This window comes from Microbacterium sp. K2 (assembly GCF_051365005.1).
In the GTDB taxonomy this organism is placed as follows: Bacteria; Actinomycetota; Actinomycetes; order Actinomycetales; family Microbacteriaceae; genus Microbacterium; species Microbacterium foliorum_B.
Map to the genome: position 1 here is coordinate 1,074,139 of NZ_JBLWII010000001.1, position 18,431 is coordinate 1,092,569.

General features: G+C 67.9%; 20 protein-coding genes. 5 read left to right on the plus strand and 15 right to left on the minus strand.

The window, feature by feature from the left end; genetic code table 11:
* Positions 1-2 precede the first annotated feature (2 nt).
* Positions 3-476: a YcxB family protein gene (locus tag ACLKOY_RS05395; RefSeq protein WP_436452756.1), complete on the plus strand. Its 474-nt coding sequence runs from the start codon at positions 3-5 to the stop codon at positions 474-476.
* Between the two features lie 65 nt (positions 477-541).
* Here ACLKOY_RS05395 and ACLKOY_RS05400 read toward each other — a convergent pair whose 3' ends face one another.
* Complete coding sequence (locus tag ACLKOY_RS05400) at positions 542-928, minus strand: Sec-independent protein translocase TatB (RefSeq protein ID WP_436452757.1); 387 nt, start codon at positions 926-928, stop codon at positions 542-544.
* An 89-nt stretch (positions 929-1,017) separates the two neighbouring features.
* Here ACLKOY_RS05400 and ACLKOY_RS05405 point away from each other — a divergent pair, with 89 nt between their 5' ends.
* Positions 1,018-1,653, plus strand: coding sequence for an O-methyltransferase (locus tag ACLKOY_RS05405; protein WP_436452758.1), 636 nt, complete (start codon positions 1,018-1,020; stop codon positions 1,651-1,653).
* 90 nt (positions 1,654-1,743) lie between these two features.
* Here ACLKOY_RS05405 and ACLKOY_RS05410 read toward each other — a convergent pair whose 3' ends face one another.
* The 3 genes from ACLKOY_RS05410 to dapE form a co-directional block, all read right to left on the minus strand.
* Positions 1,744-1,917, minus strand: coding sequence for a DUF3117 domain-containing protein (locus ACLKOY_RS05410; RefSeq protein ID WP_079112537.1), 174 nt, complete (start codon positions 1,915-1,917; stop codon positions 1,744-1,746).
* A gap of 96 nt (positions 1,918-2,013) precedes the next feature.
* A complete protein-coding gene (locus ACLKOY_RS05415; protein WP_436452759.1) occupies positions 2,014-3,231 on the minus strand; it encodes a hypothetical protein in 1,218 nt (405 codons plus the stop codon).
* Positions 3,213-4,286 (minus strand): succinyl-diaminopimelate desuccinylase, encoded by a 1,074-nt coding sequence (dapE, locus tag ACLKOY_RS05420; RefSeq protein WP_363571267.1) that lies wholly within the window; start codon positions 4,284-4,286, stop codon positions 3,213-3,215. Before dapE ends, ACLKOY_RS05415 begins: the two co-directional genes overlap by 19 nt.
* Positions 4,287-4,351: 65 nt before the next feature.
* On the opposite strand from dapE, the gene dapD reads away from it, so the two are divergent.
* Both dapD and ACLKOY_RS05430 read left to right on the plus strand, forming a co-directional pair.
* Complete coding sequence (dapD, locus tag ACLKOY_RS05425; RefSeq protein ID WP_436452760.1) at positions 4,352-5,305, plus strand: 2,3,4,5-tetrahydropyridine-2,6-dicarboxylate N-succinyltransferase; 954 nt, start codon at positions 4,352-4,354, stop codon at positions 5,303-5,305.
* A gap of 229 nt (positions 5,306-5,534) precedes the next feature.
* Entirely contained in the window at positions 5,535-6,941 is a 1,407-nt protein-coding gene (locus ACLKOY_RS05430) for a DEAD/DEAH box helicase (RefSeq protein WP_363571271.1), read from the plus strand.
* 100 nt (positions 6,942-7,041) lie between these two features.
* On the opposite strand, the gene ACLKOY_RS05435 is transcribed toward ACLKOY_RS05430, so the two are convergent.
* The 7 genes from ACLKOY_RS05435 to ACLKOY_RS05465 form a co-directional block, all read right to left on the minus strand.
* Positions 7,042-7,512 carry an SRPBCC family protein gene (locus tag ACLKOY_RS05435; RefSeq protein WP_436452761.1) on the minus strand — a complete coding sequence of 157 codons (471 nt, stop codon included), beginning with the start codon at positions 7,510-7,512 and terminating at the stop codon, positions 7,042-7,044.
* An 11-nt stretch (positions 7,513-7,523) separates the two neighbouring features.
* Complete coding sequence (locus ACLKOY_RS05440; RefSeq protein WP_436452762.1) at positions 7,524-8,843, minus strand: citrate synthase; 1,320 nt, start codon at positions 8,841-8,843, stop codon at positions 7,524-7,526.
* Between the two features lie 144 nt (positions 8,844-8,987).
* Positions 8,988-10,100: a succinyldiaminopimelate transaminase gene (gene dapC / locus ACLKOY_RS05445; protein WP_436452763.1), complete on the minus strand. Its 1,113-nt coding sequence runs from the start codon at positions 10,098-10,100 to the stop codon at positions 8,988-8,990.
* A gap of 3 nt (positions 10,101-10,103) precedes the next feature.
* A complete protein-coding gene (gene fdxA / locus ACLKOY_RS05450; RefSeq protein ID WP_042542002.1) occupies positions 10,104-10,424 on the minus strand; it encodes a ferredoxin in 321 nt (106 codons plus the stop codon).
* A gap of 9 nt (positions 10,425-10,433) precedes the next feature.
* On the minus strand, positions 10,434-10,910 hold the full coding sequence (locus ACLKOY_RS05455; protein WP_436452764.1) for a histidinol dehydrogenase: 477 nt from the start codon (positions 10,908-10,910) through the stop codon (positions 10,434-10,436).
* Between the two features lie 35 nt (positions 10,911-10,945).
* Positions 10,946-11,260 carry an AzlD domain-containing protein gene (locus tag ACLKOY_RS05460; protein ID WP_363571281.1) on the minus strand — a complete coding sequence of 105 codons (315 nt, stop codon included), beginning with the start codon at positions 11,258-11,260 and terminating at the stop codon, positions 10,946-10,948.
* Positions 11,257-11,967: an AzlC family ABC transporter permease gene (locus ACLKOY_RS05465; RefSeq protein ID WP_436452765.1), complete on the minus strand. Its 711-nt coding sequence runs from the start codon at positions 11,965-11,967 to the stop codon at positions 11,257-11,259. The genes ACLKOY_RS05460 and ACLKOY_RS05465 overlap by 4 nt, the downstream gene beginning before the upstream one ends.
* Before the next feature lie 93 nt (positions 11,968-12,060).
* On the opposite strand from ACLKOY_RS05465, the gene ACLKOY_RS05470 reads away from it, so the two are divergent.
* Positions 12,061-12,609, plus strand: coding sequence for a helix-turn-helix domain-containing protein (locus ACLKOY_RS05470; protein WP_436452766.1), 549 nt, complete (start codon positions 12,061-12,063; stop codon positions 12,607-12,609).
* A gap of 3 nt (positions 12,610-12,612) precedes the next feature.
* Here ACLKOY_RS05470 and ACLKOY_RS05475 read toward each other — a convergent pair whose 3' ends face one another.
* The 4 genes from ACLKOY_RS05475 to typA form a co-directional block, all read right to left on the minus strand.
* Positions 12,613-14,250, minus strand: a complete 1,638-nt coding sequence (locus ACLKOY_RS05475) for an MFS transporter (RefSeq protein ID WP_436452767.1) — start codon at positions 14,248-14,250, stop codon at positions 12,613-12,615.
* Positions 14,251-14,278: 28 nt separating this feature from the next.
* A complete protein-coding gene (glsA, locus tag ACLKOY_RS05480) occupies positions 14,279-15,292 on the minus strand; it encodes a glutaminase A (protein WP_436452768.1) in 1,014 nt (337 codons plus the stop codon).
* Between the two features lie 174 nt (positions 15,293-15,466).
* Positions 15,467-16,351 (minus strand): phospholipase, encoded by an 885-nt coding sequence (locus ACLKOY_RS05485; RefSeq protein WP_436452769.1) that lies wholly within the window; start codon positions 16,349-16,351, stop codon positions 15,467-15,469.
* Between the two features lie 165 nt (positions 16,352-16,516).
* Positions 16,517-18,430 carry a translational GTPase TypA gene (gene typA / locus ACLKOY_RS05490; protein WP_056508792.1) on the minus strand — a complete coding sequence of 638 codons (1,914 nt, stop codon included), beginning with the start codon at positions 18,428-18,430 and terminating at the stop codon, positions 16,517-16,519.
* Position 18,431: the final 1 nt, after the last annotated feature.

The window sequence follows — 18,431 nt, forward strand, 5'->3', positions numbered from 1 at the left end:
TCGTGGCTCTCACCGTCGACGAACAGCTGCTGCGGGGCATGGCACGCGACGCGGCGATCTACGCCCTCACCCGCCCTGTCGCGATCGTGATGTGGATCGCCCTCGTCGCGGCATTCGTCGTCAGCATCGTCAATCTCACCGCCGCGGGCGGCGCCCAGGGGCTCGCGGGTCTGCTGCCCGTCGCGAGCATCGCCCTCATGGTCTATGCGGTCGTCATGACGGTCACCGGCGCCAGACGCGCCGTCCGGGCCGCCACCCCTCCCGGCAGCGCCGTGTGGCTCCGGCTCGATGACACCGCTCTGCACGTCGGCGCCGGCAGCCGATCGTCGGACATCTCGTACAGCACCTTCCAGAGCGTTCGTGCCGGGAGGCATGCCGTGCTCTTCAAGCTCCGAGGCGCGTCTGCGATCACGGCGGTCCCGCGCGCCCTGTTGTCCGACGACGACATCGTGACGCTGCGGTCCAGAATCGGCTGACCGCGATCAGGGGCCGCACGTCATCCGGTCTCTGCCCCACAACCGACTCGGGTCGTTCGTCCGCCTCAGGTGGCTTCGGGATCGAACGGCGGCGGGCTCGCGACGGAGAACTCCGGTCGCACCCTCGGGGTCCGCACGGGCTTCACCGTCGGCTCGGCGACGACCGCCTCGGCCCTGGCGGGCGCGGGCGCCGCATCGTCTTCGAAGAGCGCATCGCGGATGATGCGTCTGGGGTCGTACTGCCGAGGATCGAGCTTGCGCCAATCGACGTCGTCGATGTCGGGACCCATCTCGTCGCGGACGCGCGATTTGGTGTCGCGGAGGAACTCGCCGGCACGCCGAGCGAGCTTCGCAACGCTCTCGGCGTAGCGGGGCAGCCGCTCCGGTCCGATGAGCAGCGCAGCGATCAGACCGATGAGCAGCAGCTTCTCGAAGGTGATCCCGAACTGCATGTGTCCAGGCTACCGCCGCGCCTGCCGTTGTGCCGCGCACCGAGCGCATACGCTGGGAGAACACATATCTCAGTCGGGAGAATCAGTCAATGAGCGAGAACGATGCGAACGCACGTTTCATCCGCGAGTCGATCGTGGAGCCTTCGCCGATCGCCCGCGCGCGTGCGCACGCCATCGAACTCGGCGCGTCGCCGATCAGCGCGGCCGTCGGCTCGCAGATCGCCGTGCTGGCCGCCGCGACCGGCGCCAGGTCGATCGTCGAGATCGGCACCGGAGCCGGCGTCTCAGGCCTCTGGCTGCTGCGGGGGGCGCCGCAGGCCGTGCTGACCTCGATCGACAACGAACCGGAGCACCTGGCCGCGGCTCGTCAGGCGTTCTCCGACGCTCGCGTCCCCGCGACGAAGGCTCGTTTCATCACGGGTCGCGCGGCCGACGTGCTGCCGCGCATGAACGAAGCGTCGTATGACATCGTGCTCGTCGATGCAGACCCCGAGAACGTCATCGACTACGTCGAGCACGGTCTGCGGTTGGTGCGCACGGGCGGAATGGTCCTGGTCCCCCGGATTCTCGGTAGCGGACGCGTGGCCGACCCGGTGCAGCGCGACGAGGTGACCTCGGCCTATCGCTCGCTCGTGCAGGAGACCCAGGAGTCGTCAGCGGTGCTCGCCACCGTCTCGACCTCCGGCGAGGGCCTGCTGCAGCTGATCAGCGTCGGCGAGGCCTGAGCCTCCGACACCCCGTACAGACGGAAGAGGGCGACGGATCGATGATCCGTCGCCCTCTTCGTGAATCCGCGTGCGCGAATTCGAGTTCTCTCAGGCGGGCTTCACGACGGCTGCCAGCACGTCGTGGAGTTCCTTCGCCTCTGCGTCGTTCACGGAGACGACCAGACGGCCGCCTCCTTCGAGCGGGACGCGCACGATGATGAGTCGTCCTTCTTTTACGGCCTCCATGGGTCCGTCTCCGGTCCTCGGCTTCATCGCTGCCATCGTGGGCTCCTTTTCCTCCGGTGGTATGCGATCAGTTTATCGGGTGTTACCGGAACCTGGATGTCCCCTATGAAGAAATGCATCAAGCCTTAACATTCACGGCACCTGCCAGAACGTGTTCCCCAGGGCGTATATGTGATAGATCCAGAGCCACTGACCGAGCAGGCAGACCGCCAGAACCCCGAGCCGCCACACGCGCGAGCGCGGCACGGCGAGCGCTCCCCAGGCAGGACTCAACGGCAGAAGCAGCCGGAAAGTGCTCGACTGGGGGAAGAAGACTGCGAGCAGGTAGAGGAGGTAGCTCGCGCTCCAGAGCCTGAGATCGGGACCGAGCGCACGCACCTGGGGCAGGTAGAGCAGAGCAGCACCCGCAGCCACGACGAGAAGCGCCAGGGCGACCGGGCCCCACGCTCCGGGAAGCCCCCACTGGGCGAACCAGAACTGGGACGCCTGGATCCAGCCTTCGAACGGCACGAAACCCTCGACCCCGCCGACGAGCCAGTTCCTGCGCCAGGCGAGCTCGGTCGCGAGGTACGCACCGGGGTCTCCGGTGACGAATCCTGCGATGACCTGCCACGAGAAGCCGGTGATCGTGGCGAGGGCGCCGAGCGCCACGATGTGCACGATCTCCCGCGGGGCGAGCGGGTCGTCTCTACGGCACCACCAGCGGAAGATGCCGTGCAGACCGAGGTAGAGCGCGAATGCGAGGATCCCCGGTCTCGTGAAAGCCATCACGGGGACGAGCAGATAGAGCCAGACGTAGTTCCTGCGCACCGTGGCGTCGAGCGCCAGGAAGAGCAAGAGGAGGAACAGCGTCTCGGCATATCCGACCTGGAACATCGCCGCGATCGGACCGGAGGCGAAGAACACCACCGACCACATCGTCGCCCGCGCGCCGATGCGATCGCGCAGCAGTCGATGCAGCGCGAGACAGGCGAAGTAACCGGCCACGAACGACAGCAGGAAAGCGCCCATCCCCCACGAGCCGAACACGAACCCGACCGTCTTGGCGGCGAAGGCGAACACCGGCATGAACGCCCAGGCGTTCTCTGCGACCTCACCAGATTCCGTGAGGGGGAGCGAAGAGGGATACCCCTCTTCGGCGACGAGCCAGTACCACTGCGCATCCCATCCGACGATGAAGTCGGCGAGCCCCGGCTCTGCACCGAACCTCGACAGCGACGTCGACTGAGCCGCCGCCGCGATCATCATCGCTGTCGTCACGACGCGGGCGCCGAGGTAGATCACGGCGATCCGCAGCGCCAGCGGCGCCCCCGCCCACCGACGGGTCGCGGTCAGCGCGAACTGAGCCATGCGCGCAGTCCTCGCTCGACGGCGTCGATCTGCGCGAGCGGAACGCGCTCCTCGTCATGATGCGCGAGGTGCGGGTCCCCCGGTCCGTAGTTCACGGCGGGGATGCCGAGGGCCGAGAAGCGAGCGACGTCGGTCCACCCGTACTTGGGGCGCGGCTCGGCGCCGACGGCAGCCACGAACTCCCGGGCGATCGGCGCATCGAGACCGGGCCGCGCGCCTTCGGCGGCGTCGGTGATCTCGACGTCGAAGCCGGCCAGGAGGTTGCGGATGTGCGCTTCTGCATCCGCCGCAGACTTGCTCGGAGCGAACCGGTAGTTCACTTCGACCTCGCACGCATCGGGTATCACGTTGCCCGCGACCCCTCCCGTGATCCGGACGGCGCTCATGCTCTCGCGGTACAGCAGTCCGTCGACCGCGATCTCTTTCGCACGGTACTCGGCCAGACGCGCGAGGATCGGGGCGGCGCGATGGATGGCGTTCTCGCCGATCCAGGCGCGGGCGGCGTGCGCGCGGACGCCGGTGGTGCGCACGATCGCACGCATCGTGCCGTTGCAGCCGCCCTCGACCTCACCGTTCGACGGCTCGCCGAGGATCGCGAAGTCGGCCCGGAAGAGATCCGGCCGCACCGCGGCGAGAAGCGCGAGTCCGTTCTTCGACGCCTCGACCTCCTCGTTGTCGTACCACATCCAGGTGATGTCGACCGAGGGCTCGGTGAGCTCGGCGGCGAGTTTGAGCTGCACCGCGGTGCCGCTCTTCATATCGACGGTCCCTCGGCCCCAGAGGTAGGCGACACCGTCGATCTCGATGTCCTTCGTCGGCACGTTGCCGTTGATCGGCACGGTGTCGATGTGTCCTGCGATCGCCACCCGCTGGGCTCGTCCGAGGTCCGTGCGGGCGACGATCGTGTTGCCGTGTCGGATCACCTCGAGATGCGGGTAGGCGGAGATCGCCTCCTCGATGGCGTCCGCGAGCGTCGTCTCGTCACCCGAGACACTCGGGATGTCGCAGATCGCACGGGTCAGGTCGACAGAGGACGCTGTCAGATCGAGCATCATGCACCCAGCCTACTTACCCCGACATCTGTGCGATCGTCCACGCCCGCTCGCGATACCGTGGAGGCATGACTGAGGCGCGCACCGTGTGGGGTACCGGACTTTCGACGATCGCCGGAGACGGCACAGTTCTCGACGCGTGGTTCCCCGAGGTGCTCACCGAAGCCCCGTCGGCCGGAGACGCCGCGGCCGCACTCGTCGCCCTCGAAGCTCTGACCGGGCCCGATGAGCGCCGCAACGTCACCGTCGAGACCGTGCAGCTGCACATCGATCTGGGTGCCGCGCCCACGTCGACCGTCGACGCCTACCTGCGACTGCACGCGCTCTCGCACCTGGTCGTGCGACCGAACGAACTAACCCTCGACGGCATCTTCGCCCACCTGCCGAATGTGGCCTGGACCAACGCCGGCCCCGTGCACCCCGATGACGCCGCACGACTTCGCCCGCTGCTCCAGCGGGCAGGGATCCAGGTGCAGGGGCTCGACAAGTTCCCCCGGCTCACCGACTACGTGCAGCCAGCGGGCGTGCGCATCGCTGACGCCTCGCGCGTCCGCCTGGGCGCCCATCTCTCCCCCGGCACGACCGTGATGCACGAGGGCTTCGTGAACTTCAACGCGGGCACGCTGGGTGCGTCGATGGTCGAAGGACGCATCTCTCAGGGAGTCGTGGTCGGCGACGGCAGTGACATCGGCGGTGGCTCGTCGATCATGGGCACGCTCTCAGGCGGCGGCTCGCACCGAGTCTCCATCGGAGCCCGCACACTGTTGGGTGCCAACGCGGGCATCGGCATCTCGCTCGGCGACGACTGCATCGTGGAAGCCGGGCTCTACGTGACGGCGGGCACCAAGATCGTGCTCCTCGACGGCCCGTCGACTGCCGACGGCGGCAGGAAGACGGTCAAGGGTTCCGAGCTGTCGGGTCAGGATGGACTGCTGTTCCGCCGCAACTCGCTGAGCGGAGCGGTCGAGGCCGTGCGGCGCGCGGGTGCCGGCGTCACGCTCAACGAGGCGCTGCACGCCTGAGCGACGCGCTGAGCGAGAGCGCGTCCCAGGCTTCTCCCCCTGACGCGTGATAGTGTCGAATCGACGATCCTCGCAGTGCGAGACGTCTGCGTCGTCGACACGCTCCCGCGCCACTTGCCTGGTTCTGGCCATTTCGAACGGCGAAACGATGCGCGATCCCGCGCCGTCGCCCACCCTTCCGCACCCGGCCCGTTGGTACGTGCGTGCATTCTCACGGAGATACACCCCTATGACTTCCTTCCTCGATCTCGGCGTGCCCGCCGACCTCGCCGCCGTCCTCACCAAGGACGGCAAGACCGAGGCGTTCGCGATTCAGCGCGACACGCTTCCCGACTCCCTCGCAGGTCGTGACCTCCTCGGCCGCGGCCGCACCGGCAGCGGCAAGACGATCGCGTTCGCGCTCCCGCTCGTCGCCCGCCTTTCCGCGTCTTCGCGCAGCAGCCGCCCCGGCCACCCGCGTGGTCTCGTGCTCGCCCCGACCAGGGAGCTCGCCACCCAGATCGCAGCGACCATCGCACCGCTCGCCGAGGCCAAGGGCCTGCGCGTCACGACCGTCTTCGGCGGCGTCAGCCAGCGCCCGCAGGAGCAGGCGATGCGCAATGGCGTCGACATCGTCGTCGCGTGCCCCGGCCGCCTGGAAGACCTGATGAAGCAGCGAGTCGTGCAGCTCGACGCCGTCGAGGTCACTGTCCTCGACGAAGCCGATCACATGGCCGACCTCGGGTTCCTCCCGGGCGTCACCCGCATCCTCACCGCCACGCCGGCCGGCGGCCAGCGTCTGCTCTTCAGCGCGACCCTCGACCGCGGCATCGACACGCTCGCCCGCCGCTTCCTCTCGAACGCCGTCAGCCACGAGGTCGACGAAGAGAGCGTCCCCGTCGGCGAGATGACCCACCGCGTGCTGGTCGTCGACTCGACCGACAACAAGACCGAGCTCGTGCGCGAGCTCGCGTCCGGCACCGGCCGGCGCATCCTCTTCACTCGCACGAAGCACCAGGCCAAGAAGCTCGCGAAGCAGCTCACCGCGGCCGGCATCCCGGCCGTCGACCTCCACGGCAACCTGTCGCAGAATGCGCGTGAGCGCAACCTCGGAGCCTTCTCGGCAGCCCCCGAAGACGGCGGCGTCCGCGTCCTCGTCGCCACCGATGTCGCCGCACGCGGTGTGCACGTCGACAACGTCGATCTCGTCGTCCACGTCGACCCGCCGATGGAGCACAAGGCGTACCTGCACCGTTCAGGTCGCACTGCTCGCGCCGGGGCCGCAGGAACGGTCGTCACGGTGGTGCTCCCCGAGCAGCGCCGCGATGTGAAGGACCTGCTGCGCAAGGCAGCGATCAGCGCCGCTCTCGAGCCCGTCACCACAGCCGCCGTCAGCGAGCTGGTTCCCGAGCGCGCCGCACACGTGCGTCCTGCTCCGATTCAGCAGCAGCAGCGCCAGGCACCCAAGCAGCGCCCGGCGGGCGGTGAGCGCAACTCGGCCGCCAACCCGCCGTCGCGTCGCAGCCGTCGTCCCCGCTCGGGCCAGGGCGGCCAGGGTGCACCGGCAGCGCAGACCGGTTCACGTCAGGGCGGATCCCGCCAGGGCGGTCAGTCTCGCAGCCAGGGCGGCCGCGGCTGGAGCTCGCAGGGCCGCTGACCCCAACTGTCGTAGAGGCGGGTGCGCCGATGCTCAGGCATCGACGCACCCGCTTTTCTGCGCCCCGCGTTGAATCCTGAGAGTGAGGAGAGCGCCGCGGTCAGCGCCCCACCGCCGCCAGAACCTGCGGATCGGAGCATCCGCGGACGAACCCGGCGAGACGACGACGGATCTCGAAGCCCAGCACTCGAACGCCGATCCACTCTGCGATCGGTGCCAGCCAGGCCGGGCGGCAGGAGAAGTTGTACTTCCACACGGCCAGAGTGCCCTCGGGCACCTCGGTGAACCGCCAGCCGCCGCCGAGCTTGGTGAAGAACCAGGGCCCGCGCTCCATCACCATGCCCACGTTCGTGGGCGGGGCGTATGACACGTAGCGGCTGACCATCGAGAGACCGAACCGCTGCCGAGTGAAGGTGCGCACGCCCTTCGCGGGGGTATCCGCGTCGTCCATGAGATGCTGCTCGCTGATGAAGCGGTCCCAGCGCCGGCGCACCGCTCCCGTCGTCTGCGACACCGCGAACGCGGTCGCCGGGTCCACCGGCACGACCGCCTCGGCGCTGACGACAGGCATCGCGCTTGATGTCAGCGGGTCTGGAAGGTGCGCTCGGGAGATCCCGTGTAGAGCTGCTGCGGGCGGCCGATCTTGGTCTGCGGGTCGAGCTGCAGCTCACGCCACTGCGCGAGCCACCCGGGCAGACGACCGATCGCGAACAGCACGGTGAACATGCGCGTCGGGAAGCCCATCGCCTTGTAGATGACGCCGGTGTAGAAGTCGACGTTCGGGTAGAGACGACGCTCCTTGAAGTAGTCGTCAGCGAGAGCGAGCTCTTCGAGCTCCTGAGCGAGGTCGAGCAGCGGGTCGGTGACGCCGAGTTCGGCGAGCACCTCACCCGCGGCCTCCTTGACGAGCTTGGCGCGGGGATCGTAGTTCTTGTAGACCCGGTGCCCGAAGCCCATGAGCTTCACACCCTCTTCCTTGTTCTTCACCCGCTCGACGAAGCGAGAGACGCTCTGACCCGAGTCACGGATCTGCCCGAGCATGGTGAGGACGGCCTCGTTCGCACCACCGTGCAGCGGCCCGGAAAGGGCCTGGATGCCCGCGGAGATCGACGCGAACTGATTGGCACCGGTCGACCCGACGAGACGCACGGTCGAGGTCGACGCGTTCTGCTCGTGGTCTTCGTGCAGGATGAGCAGCAGCTCGAGAGCCTTCGACATGACCGGGTTGACCTTGTACTCCTCGGAATGCACGCCGAAGTTGAGCTTGAGGAAGTTCTCGACGAAGCCGAGGGAGTTGTCGGGGTAGAGGAACGCCTGGCCGACGCTCTTCTTGTGCGCGTAGGCGGCGATGACCGGCAGCTTCGCCAGCATCCGGATCATGTTCAGCTCGACGTGCTCGGGGTTGTGCGGGTCGGTCTGGCCCTCGTAGTAGGTCGAGAGCGCGGCGACGGCCGACGACAGCACCGACATCGGGTGCGCGGTGTGCGGCAGCGCCGAGAAGAAGCGCTTCAGGTCTTCGTGCAGCAGCGTGTGCCGACGGATCTTCTCGTCGAACTCGGCGAGCTCGGCGGCGGAGGGCAGCTCGCCGTAGATGAGGAGCCATGCGACCTCGAGGTAGCTCGTCGATCCGGCGAGCTGCTCGATCGGATATCCGCGGTAGCGCAGGATGCCCTTGTCTCCGTCGATGAATGTGATCGCGGACTTGGTCGACGCGGTGTTGACGAAACCGTAGTCGAGCCCCGTGTAGCCGGTCTGTCGCGTCAGCGTCGAGAAGTCGATGCTGTCATTGCCCGCCGTGCCTCGCACGAGTGGGAACTCAGCGGTCGTATCGCCGATCGTCAGCTTCGCTGTCGCCTGCTGCTCTGCCGCTGCGCTCACGCGGGCCTCCTCATGGATCTTCATCAAGTCGGATGTGGCGATGTCACGGCGCTGTGCACCAGGTCTGTTCGAGATCATCGATACATGACCGAATCGCCTTTACAGCCTAGTAGGCACACAGGCCTACTGTGACAACCGACAAAAGAACCATCGGTCTGAGGCGAGAACCTACACGGCCTGTTCGCGCAGACGACGGGCGCCCTCGGCGATCCGTTCGGACGGTGCCGTCAGCGCCAGCCGTACATGCTGACTTGAGAAGGCACCGTAGAACGGGCCGGGGCCCGCGAGGATGCCGAGGTCGGCCAGCCGCTCGATGCTCGCCCAGGCATCCTGCCCCTCGGTCGCCCAGAGGTACAGACCTGCTTCCGAGCCGTCGATCCGGAACCCCGCAGCTTCGAGCGCCGGTCGCAGCATGTCGCGCCGCTCACGGTAGAGCTCCTTCTGGACCGCGACGTGCTCGTCGTCGCCCAGGGCCACGGCCATCGCGTGCTGCACCGGCTCCGGCGGCATCAGCCCCAGGTGCTTGCGCGCGGTGAGCAGCTCGCCGACGATGCGCGCACACCCCGCGACGAAAGCCGCCCGGTAGCCGGCGAGATTCGACTGTTTGCTCAGCGAATAGACGCTGAGCAGGTTCGCTCTGCTGCCGCCCGTCACGCGCGGGTCGAGGATCGAGGGGATCGACTCGGTCGCCCACTGGCCGTCCCACCCGAGCTCGGCGTAGCACTCGTCACTCGCGAGCACGGCCCCCAGCTCACGGGCTCGCAGCACCGCGGCCGACAGCTCCTCCACCGTCCAGGTGCGGCCGTCGGGGTTGCCTGGTGTGTTGATCCAGATGAGCTTGGTGCCCTCAGGCCAGTCGGCGGGATCGTCGGAAGGCAGCGGCGTGGCCCCGACGACGCGGGCACCCACCTCGTAGGTCGGGTACGCGATCCGAGGATGCACGACGATGTCACCGGCGCCGAGACCCAGCAGGGTCGGGAGCAGAGCCACGAGCTCCTTCGAGCCGATCGTGGGCAGGACATTGTCGACCGTGAGGTCGGCCACTCCCCTGCGGCGGGCGTACCACGCGACGATCGCCTCACGCAGAGCGGGGGTGCCGACGGTCTGCGGGTATGCGTGCGCGTCCGTCGCGTCGGACAGCGCTCTGCGGATCAGTTCGGGCGTCGGGTCGACGGGCGAACCGACGGACAGGTCGACTATGCCCCGCGGATGCAGGGCGGCACGCTGACGGTAGGGAACGACCGCATCCCACGGATAGTCGGCGAGATCGCGAACGCTCACGGACTACTCGCCCTGTGGCGGAAGAGCGGCGATGATCGGGTGATCGTGCGCGATGACGCCGACCTTGGCGGCCCCACCCGGAGAGCCGACTTCGTCGAAGAACTCGACGTTGGCCTTGTAGTAGTCCTGCCACTCGTCGGGCAGATCGTCTTCGTAGTAGATCGCCTCGACGGGGCACACCGGCTCGCACGCCCCGCAGTCGACACATTCGTCGGGGTGGATGTACAGCGAGCGTTCGCCCTCGTAGATACAGTCAACGGGGCACTCGTCGATGCAGGCGCGATCCTTGACATCGACGCACGGGAGAGCGATCACATACGTCACTCCCCCAGTCTACGACTCGCTGCCCGTCCGATCGCCCAGAGCGGGGGCACGCCGGGCACCCGTCGCGTCGACATCGGACGCCTCGGACGGCACTGCGGGCACGGGCGCCTGCGCCTCGGTGCGTGCGGGAAGCCGAGAGAAGGACGGCCAGGCCACGGTGAGAAGCACGAGCCCCGCGACGAGATAGGTCCAGAAGCGACCGCTGAGCGTGTCTTCGACGACCACCGACCCGCCCGGACCGACGCCGGAGATGAGCACCAGCATGCCGAGCATGCCGAGTCCCGCGGCGAGGGTCGCGCCTCGGTCGTGGGTGAGCGCGCGGATCGCGACGAGGATCGAGCCGCACGCGATCGCTCCCACCAGGAGCCCCACGGGCACCGGTCCCCACATCAGGCTGTGGCCGATCGTCCCCGCGACGCCGAAGACGCCGCCGACGAGAGCCGCGGCGATCCATGAGAGCACCCGGGAGATCCATCCGTTACGCACGAGTCGATCCTACGCGCGCCGATGATCTGTCCGGCTCAGGCAGCGAGACCGAGAAGCCGCAGGAGGGCGGCGACGCCCGCAGCCGCGAACACCACGACGAGGAACGACTGACGCAGCCACAGGAGACCGGCCGCGACGAGCAGGGCGGGAACCCGTGCATCGACCACCACAGCCTGCCCGGCTCCGAGCGTCTGCACCGCCACGAGTGCGGCGAGAAGCGCCACGGTCAGCAGGTCGGAGATGCGCGCCGGTCGTGGTGCCTCGAGCACGCTCGGCGGCACGAGGTACCCGGTGGCCTTGAGCGCCAGGCAGATCACCGCGGCGAGCAGGATCGCACTCCAGACGCTCACCGCCCCTCCTCCCCTGCGTCGGCCGTCGGGTCGTCGGCACTTCCCCACCAGTTGAACCACCCGACGACGATCGCGACGACCGCGGCGAGCAGCACGGGCAGCCCGGGCATGATGAACGGAGTGAGCGACGCCGCGACGACCGCTGCTGCCACGCCGACCGCGATCGCCTGGCGTTCCTTGAGACGCGGCCAGAGCAGGGCGAGGAAGGCTGCGGCAGCGGCAGCATCCAGCCCCCAGGTCTTCGGGTCCCCGAGCACGTCGCCGACGAGTGCGCCGATCAGGGTAGTGATGTTCCATCCGACGAAGATCCCGATTCCGGTGACCCAGAAGCCGACCTGCCTCAGGCGCGGATCGTTCTGCGAGATGGCCACCGCGGTCGACTCATCGATCGTGAAGTGCGCTGCCGCGACGCGGCGCGCGGGGGTGGTGCCGACGATCGGCGACATCCGCATGCCGTACGCGACGTTGCGCACCCCGAGCAGCGTTGCCGAGGCGATGGCCGAGGGAAGTGCCGACACTCCCCCGGCGGCGAACACGCCGACGAAGGCGAACTGCGATCCGCCGGTGAACATCAGCAGGCTGAGCACGCACGACTGCCAGACATCGAGACCGGATGCCACGGCGAGCGCGCCGAACGAGACGCCGTAGGCGCTGGTCGCGAGGACCACCCCCAGCGCCTCGCGCCAGACTTCGCGCTCGGCGCTCATCGCGCGACCGTTCGCTGTACTGAACACATGATCATCATTCTGAACAATACGAATCGGATAGTCAAGCGAACGAGTGTTTGACATACTGAACACATGGAGGATCTCCGCACCCGCATCGCCCGCACCCTGCGCAGAGAGCGAGAGAGAGCCGCCCTGTCCGTCTCCGAGCTGGCACGACGGGCGGGAATCTCGAAGGCGACCGTCTCGCAGCTCGAGTCGGGGTCGGGCAACCCCAGCGTCGAGACCCTGTGGGCTCTGGGCGTCGCGCTCGGAGTGCCCTTCGCCGTGCTCGTCGACCAGCAGACCAACGCTCCGACCCTCATCCGCGCCGATGACCTCGCCGGCGTGCCGTCGTCAGCGGCGGCGTACAGCGCTACCCTGCTGTCTGCGAGCCCCCCGGGCGCACGTCGGGACGTCTACCTGATCCAGGCGGAACCCGGCGATCCGCGCCGCTCCGATCCGCATCACCCCGGGACCACCGAGCACGTCGTCCTCATCTCCGGCCAGGCTCGGATCGGCCCGACGGACGAGCCAGTGCTGCTGAACCCCGGCGACTACCTCTCGTACGCCGGAGACGCACCGCACGTCTTCGAGGCGATCGTCTCCGGAACCAGCGCCGTTCTCATCTCCGAGCTCCGCTGAGCGTCACTCCCTGCCTGGCGCCGCCCCCGAGACCGGTGACGGGTCGGGGATCTCGTCGGGCTTGTACTTCGGAAGCCTCGATGCGGGCAGGATCGCCACAGCGCTGAGACCGGCGAGCAGCAGCAGTCCGAGTCGGAGCGTGCCCAGGCGCGATTCCTCGTTCACGGCGACCGCCGCGTCGATCTGCGCGGGGGTCGCATCGGTCTGCTCGAGGGCCGCGCGGAGGTCGTCGTTGCTGACGAAGTTCAGGTTGTCCATGTCGACCTGGGCGACGAGCGAGGGCGGCAGCTCAGGATGCTCGACGACCGCGCGACCAATGCTCAATCCGAGCAGCGAGACCAGGAGCGCGCCGGCCAGAGCGGTGCCGACCGCGGAGGCGAGGTTCTGCGTGGTCCCTCGGAGCGAACCGACGTCCCCCGCGAGCTCAGCGGGTGCCGAGGTGACGAGCACGTTGAACACGAGGGTCACGAGTGCCCCCTGACCGATGCCGAAGACGACCAGCCCGAGGATCGTCGGGAGTGTCTCCCAGTTGTTGTTCACGACGAAGGACAGCCAGACGAGCGCGACCGTGGTGAGGATGAAACCGAAGACGCCGATCACCCGCGGCGGGTATCGCTTGTAGAACCGGACGACGAGCGTGGCGGTGATGAAGACCGTCAGATTGAACGGCATCATCGCGAGCGACGTGTCGAAAGGCGTCCTCCCCTGCACGATCTGGATGTACAGCGGGATGGTGAAGTTCACGCACGCCTCGAGCGCAACGACGATGAACATCGCGTAGACGGCTGCTCGCTCCTTCGAGGAGTCCAGGATGCTGAGATCGATCAACGGCACCTTGCCCTCGGCCATGCGCTTCCTCGTCCAGACGAAGAAGCACTGACCGAGGACGATCCCCACCACGACGAAGACGGGAGCAGGCGAGAGCCCGAGGATGCTGAAGGGCGCGGCCTCCGTCGCGGCGACGGCACCCCACCCGTTGAGGTTGTTGAAGCCGAGGGTGAGGAGGACGATCGCCCCGCCGATGAGCAGCGACGCCACGAGGTCGATGCGGATCGACGCGTCGCCGCGATCGCCACGGAGAGTGAAGCTGAACGCGAACACGACCACCGCGATGCCGAACACGATGAAGAACATCGGACGCCACCCGACGAGCGTTCCCAGGGTGCCGCCGATCAGGAAGGCCGTCACCCCCGAGATCGCCCGCGCCGAGCCGATCGCACCGATCGCCGTTGCCTGTTGCGGTCCGCGATAGTTCTCGGCGATCAGCGCCACGATCGAGGGCACGATGATCGCCGCGGCCGCGCCGGCGACCGCCTGCCCTGCGATGGCCCAGCCCACGCTGGGAGACACGATCATCAGCACGGCGGATGCGGCGAAGAGGCCGATCACGATCCGGAAGATGAGCACCCAGCCGATGCGCTGTCCGAGCTTCGCGCCGGTCATCACCAACGCGGCGACGGCGAGCCCGTACATCACGATCGTCGTGCTGGCGACGGTCGGCGGCACTCCGAACTCGCTGACCATGCCGCCGAGCGAGATCGGCAGGGCGGCCACGTTGAACGACATGAGCACCTGGGCGAGGAAGAGGCTGACGAGCGGCATCCAGGAGGTCTTCGTGGGCGCCGGAGCGGTTAGTGTCATGGCAGGGTCCTCCGATCCATCAATGGGGTCAGTCCGTCGACCGAGCGGTCGCCGAGGGCGCAGAAGCGAAGAGGTTCAGGCCGAGCGCACGCGAGAGGTGACCGATCGCGAGCTGCGACCGCACCGAGTTTCCCGCCGGATCGAGACGTGGTGAGAATCCGGCGACCGCCCCCTTGCCGGGCGCGACGGCCACGATGCCTCCGGCGACCCCCGACTTGGCGGGCAGGCCGATCTCGAACAGCCACTCCCCGGAAGCCTCGTACAGGCCCGTCGACGCCACCACGGCCAGGGTGTCGCGACACACATCCGCCGAGACGACACGCTCGCCCGTGATCGGGTTCACGCCGCCGTCGGCGAGCGTCGCGCCCATCACCGCGAGGTCATGAGCTGTGACGCTGAGAGCACACTGCCGTGTGTAGACGTCGACCACCTCATCGGGGTCCCCGGTCAGCCGTCCGTAGCTCCGCAGCAGCCATCCCATCGCACGGTTCCGCTCGTTCGTCTCCGCCTCGGACGCGTAGACGACCCCGTCGAGGCTCAGCGGGCGCCCTGCGAACGCCGAGAGCCCCTCTCGGACGCGCTCCCACTGCTCGACGGCCGTCCGCCCCGGCATGAGCGCCGTGGTGGCGATGGCACCGGCGTTGACCATCGGGTTCATCGGATGCCCGGCGTTGAGCTCGAGCGCCATCAGCGAGTTGAAGGCGAGTCCCGTGTTGTTGACGCCCACGATGTCGCGTACCCGCTCATGGCCATGCTCCTGGATGGCCAAGGCGTACACGAACATCTTCGAGATCGACTGGATCGAGAACGGATGCAGCGCATCTCCGGCATCGTGCAGACCACCATCGACCTCGATGACCGCGAGACCGAACAGCTCGGGGTCGGCCTCCGCGAGCACGGGGATGTAATCGGCGACTGCGCCGCTGCGGTCATTCACGTAGCGGCCGTGGGCCTCGCGCACGAGCTCGTCGACGCTGTCCCACCCCGGCATCCCTCCTGTCGACACCTGCTGTGGGATGTCTGCCAGTGCCGCGACGTCCATGCGTTCTCCTCCGAGTTCACGACCCCCCAGCCGTCACCGCTCACCGTAGTGGCAATGCGCCGCGCTGCCTAGAGCACTCAGTACCAGTCTCGACGCGCGCCCTGAAACGCCGAGACCCACCGCCGCACGCATGCGGGGTGGGTCTCGGCGGGAAGGGATCGGACGTGCGGCGACTCAGTACCAGTTCACGGACTGCGAGTGCCCCCAGGCGCTGCACGGGGTGCCATACACCGACGAGATGTACCCGAGACCCCAGCGGATCTGCGTGGCCGCGTTGGTCTGCCAGTCGGATCCGGCGGAAGCCATCTTGCTTCCGGGCAGAGCCTGCGGAATGCCCGTGGCGCCACCCGAGGCGTTGTACGCCTGGTAGTTCCAACCGGACTCCTTGGTCCACAGCGATTCCAGGCAGGAGAACTGGTCGTCACCCCATCCGTACTGGCTGGCCGCGATATCGCGGGCAGTCGCCTTGGCGCCGTCGACGGTGTTCGTCTGCGCGAGCGCTGCGGCTTCGGCCGCAGCCTGCTCCGCAGCGGCGTCCGCAGCCGCCTTCGCCTGCTGAGTCGCCACGTACGACTCCTGCAGGGCGGCGGTCTCAGCGACGATCTCGTCCGTCCCGGTGACCGCATACGCCGTGAGGCTCGAGAGCTCCCTGTTCGAGAACTCAGCGCGGTCGGCGAGCTGACCGACCCAGGCGGTGACGTCGGCGGTGTCGACCGAAGAGGGCGCGGTGCCGAAGTCGAGCCCCGATGCCGCCACCTCGGCGTTGAGCGCTTCAGCCGCAGCGACGGCATCCTGAGCGGCAACCATGATGAGCGCCGAGTCGTCGGCGCTCTTCGCCAGCGTCTCGGGCTCACCGGTGACGAAGGACGCGACGTCGGCGACGGCGTCGGGGACCTCTGCTCCCGCGGCGGGAGCAGACACGAGGCCGACGGTGAGAGCGAGTCCGAGCACGCCTCCGGCGATCGTTCCGAGGATCAGGGTGGGGCGACGTGCCGTGATCGCGTTGCGAGCTGATGCCGCGGCGTGGGCGCGCCGAAGCGCACGGGTGTTCTGAAGCATGGGTTCGACTTTCGGGTCGTCGTACGCCCGTCACAGGACACTCATCGGGAGAATTGCCCCAGGCGCAAGGTAACGATTCTGCAACGGCGCGCCTGGACGTTTCGTGAGAAAGGGGCCCTGTACGGCCGTTTCCGGCGGTACAGGGCCCCTCTTCTTAGACGATTCTCAGACGTTGGCGTCCTGGCGCTTCAGGCGAGCCGTCTCCCGCGCACGCGTGTTGGCGTCGAGGTTGACCTTGCGGATGCGGACGACCTCGGGAGTGACCTCGACGCATTCGTCGTCACGAGCGAACTCGAGGCTCTCCTCGAGGGTGAGCTGACGCGGAGGGGTCATCGACTCGAAGGTGTCGGAGCTCGCCGCACGCATGTTGGTGAGCTTCTTCTCCTTCGTGATGTTGACGTCCATGTCGTCGGCGCGCGAGTTCTCGCCGATGACCATGCCCTCGTAGACCTCCTGCGTGGGCTGCACGAAGAACGACATGCGCTCCTGCAGAGCGATCATCGCGAACGGAGTCACGACGCCCTGACGGTCGGCCACGATCGAGCCGTTCTGGCGGGTCGTGATCGACCCGGCCCAGGGCTCGTAGCCGTGGGAGATCGCGTTGGCGATTCCGGTGCCGCGGGTCGTGGTGAGGAACTCGCTGCGGAAGCCGATGAGGCCACGAGACGGGACGATGAATTCCATGCGCACCCAGCCGGTGCCGTGGTTCGTCATGTTCTCCATGCGGCCCTTGCGGTTCGCGAGAAGCTGCGTGATGGCACCGAGGTGCTCTTCAGGCGTGTCGATCGTGAGGTGCTCGAACGGCTCGTAGGTCTTGCCGTCGATCTTCTTCGTGACCACCTGCGGCTTGCCGACGGTGAGCTCGAAGCCCTCGCGACGCATGTTCTCGACGAGGATGGCGAGAGCCAGCTCACCGCGACCCTGGACCTCCCAGGCGTCGGGGCGTCCGATGTCGACCACCTTGAGCGAGACGTTGCCGATCAGCTCCTTGTCGAGACGGTCCTTGACCATTCGGGCGGTGAGCTTGTGGCCCTTGACCTTGCCCATGAGGGGCGAGGTGTTGGTGCCGATCGTCATCGAGATGGCGGGGTCGTCGACCGTGATCGCCGGAAGCGGGCGGACATCCTCGGGGTCGGCGATGGTCTCACCGATCGTGATGTTCTCGAAGCCGGCGATGGCGACGATGTCGCCGGGGCCGGCGGACTCGGCGGGGTAGCGCTCGAGCGCACGCGTCTTGAGCAGCTCGGTGATACGCGCGTTCTGGTGCGTGCCGTCAGCACGGACCCAGGCCACGGTCTGGCCCTTCTTGAGCGTGCCATTGAAGACGCGCAGCAGGGCGAGGCGACCGAGGAACGGACTGGAGTCGAGGTTCGTGACCCAGGCCTGCAGCGGCGCCTCATCGTCGTACGCCGGAGCGGGGACGTGCTCGAGGATCGCCTCGAAGAGCGGCTCGAGGTCGTCGTTGTCGGGCAGCGAGCCGTCGGCGGGACGGTTCTGCGATGCCGCGCCGGCACGACCGGATGCGTAGACCACCGGCACGTCGAGCAGAGCGTCGACGTCGAGGTCGGGCACGTCGTCGACGAGGTCGGACGCGAGGCCGAGCAGCAGGTCGTGCGCCTCTTCCTCGACCTCGGCGATGCGAGCATCGGGGCGGTCGGTCTTGTTGACCAGGAGGATGACGGGGAGCTTGGACTCGAGAGCCTTGCGCAGCACGAAGCGCGTCTGCGGGAGCGGGCCCTCGCTGGCGTCGACGAGCAGAACTACACCGTCGACCATCGACAGGCCGCGCTCGACCTCGCCACCGAAGTCGGCGTGGCCGGGGGTGTCGATCACGTTGATCGTGATCTCCTTGCCCTGAGCGTGCTTGCCCTTGTAGGTGATCGCCGTGTTCTTGGCGAGGATCGTGATGCCCTTCTCACGCTCCAGGTCGTTCGAGTCCATGGCGCGCTCATCGACGTGGGCGTGTTCACCGAAGGAACCCGTCTGACGCAGCATGGCGTCGACGAGAGTGGTCTTGCCGTGGTCGACGTGCGCGACGATTGCGACGTTGCGGAGGTCAGAGCGAAGGGCGTGCGCCATG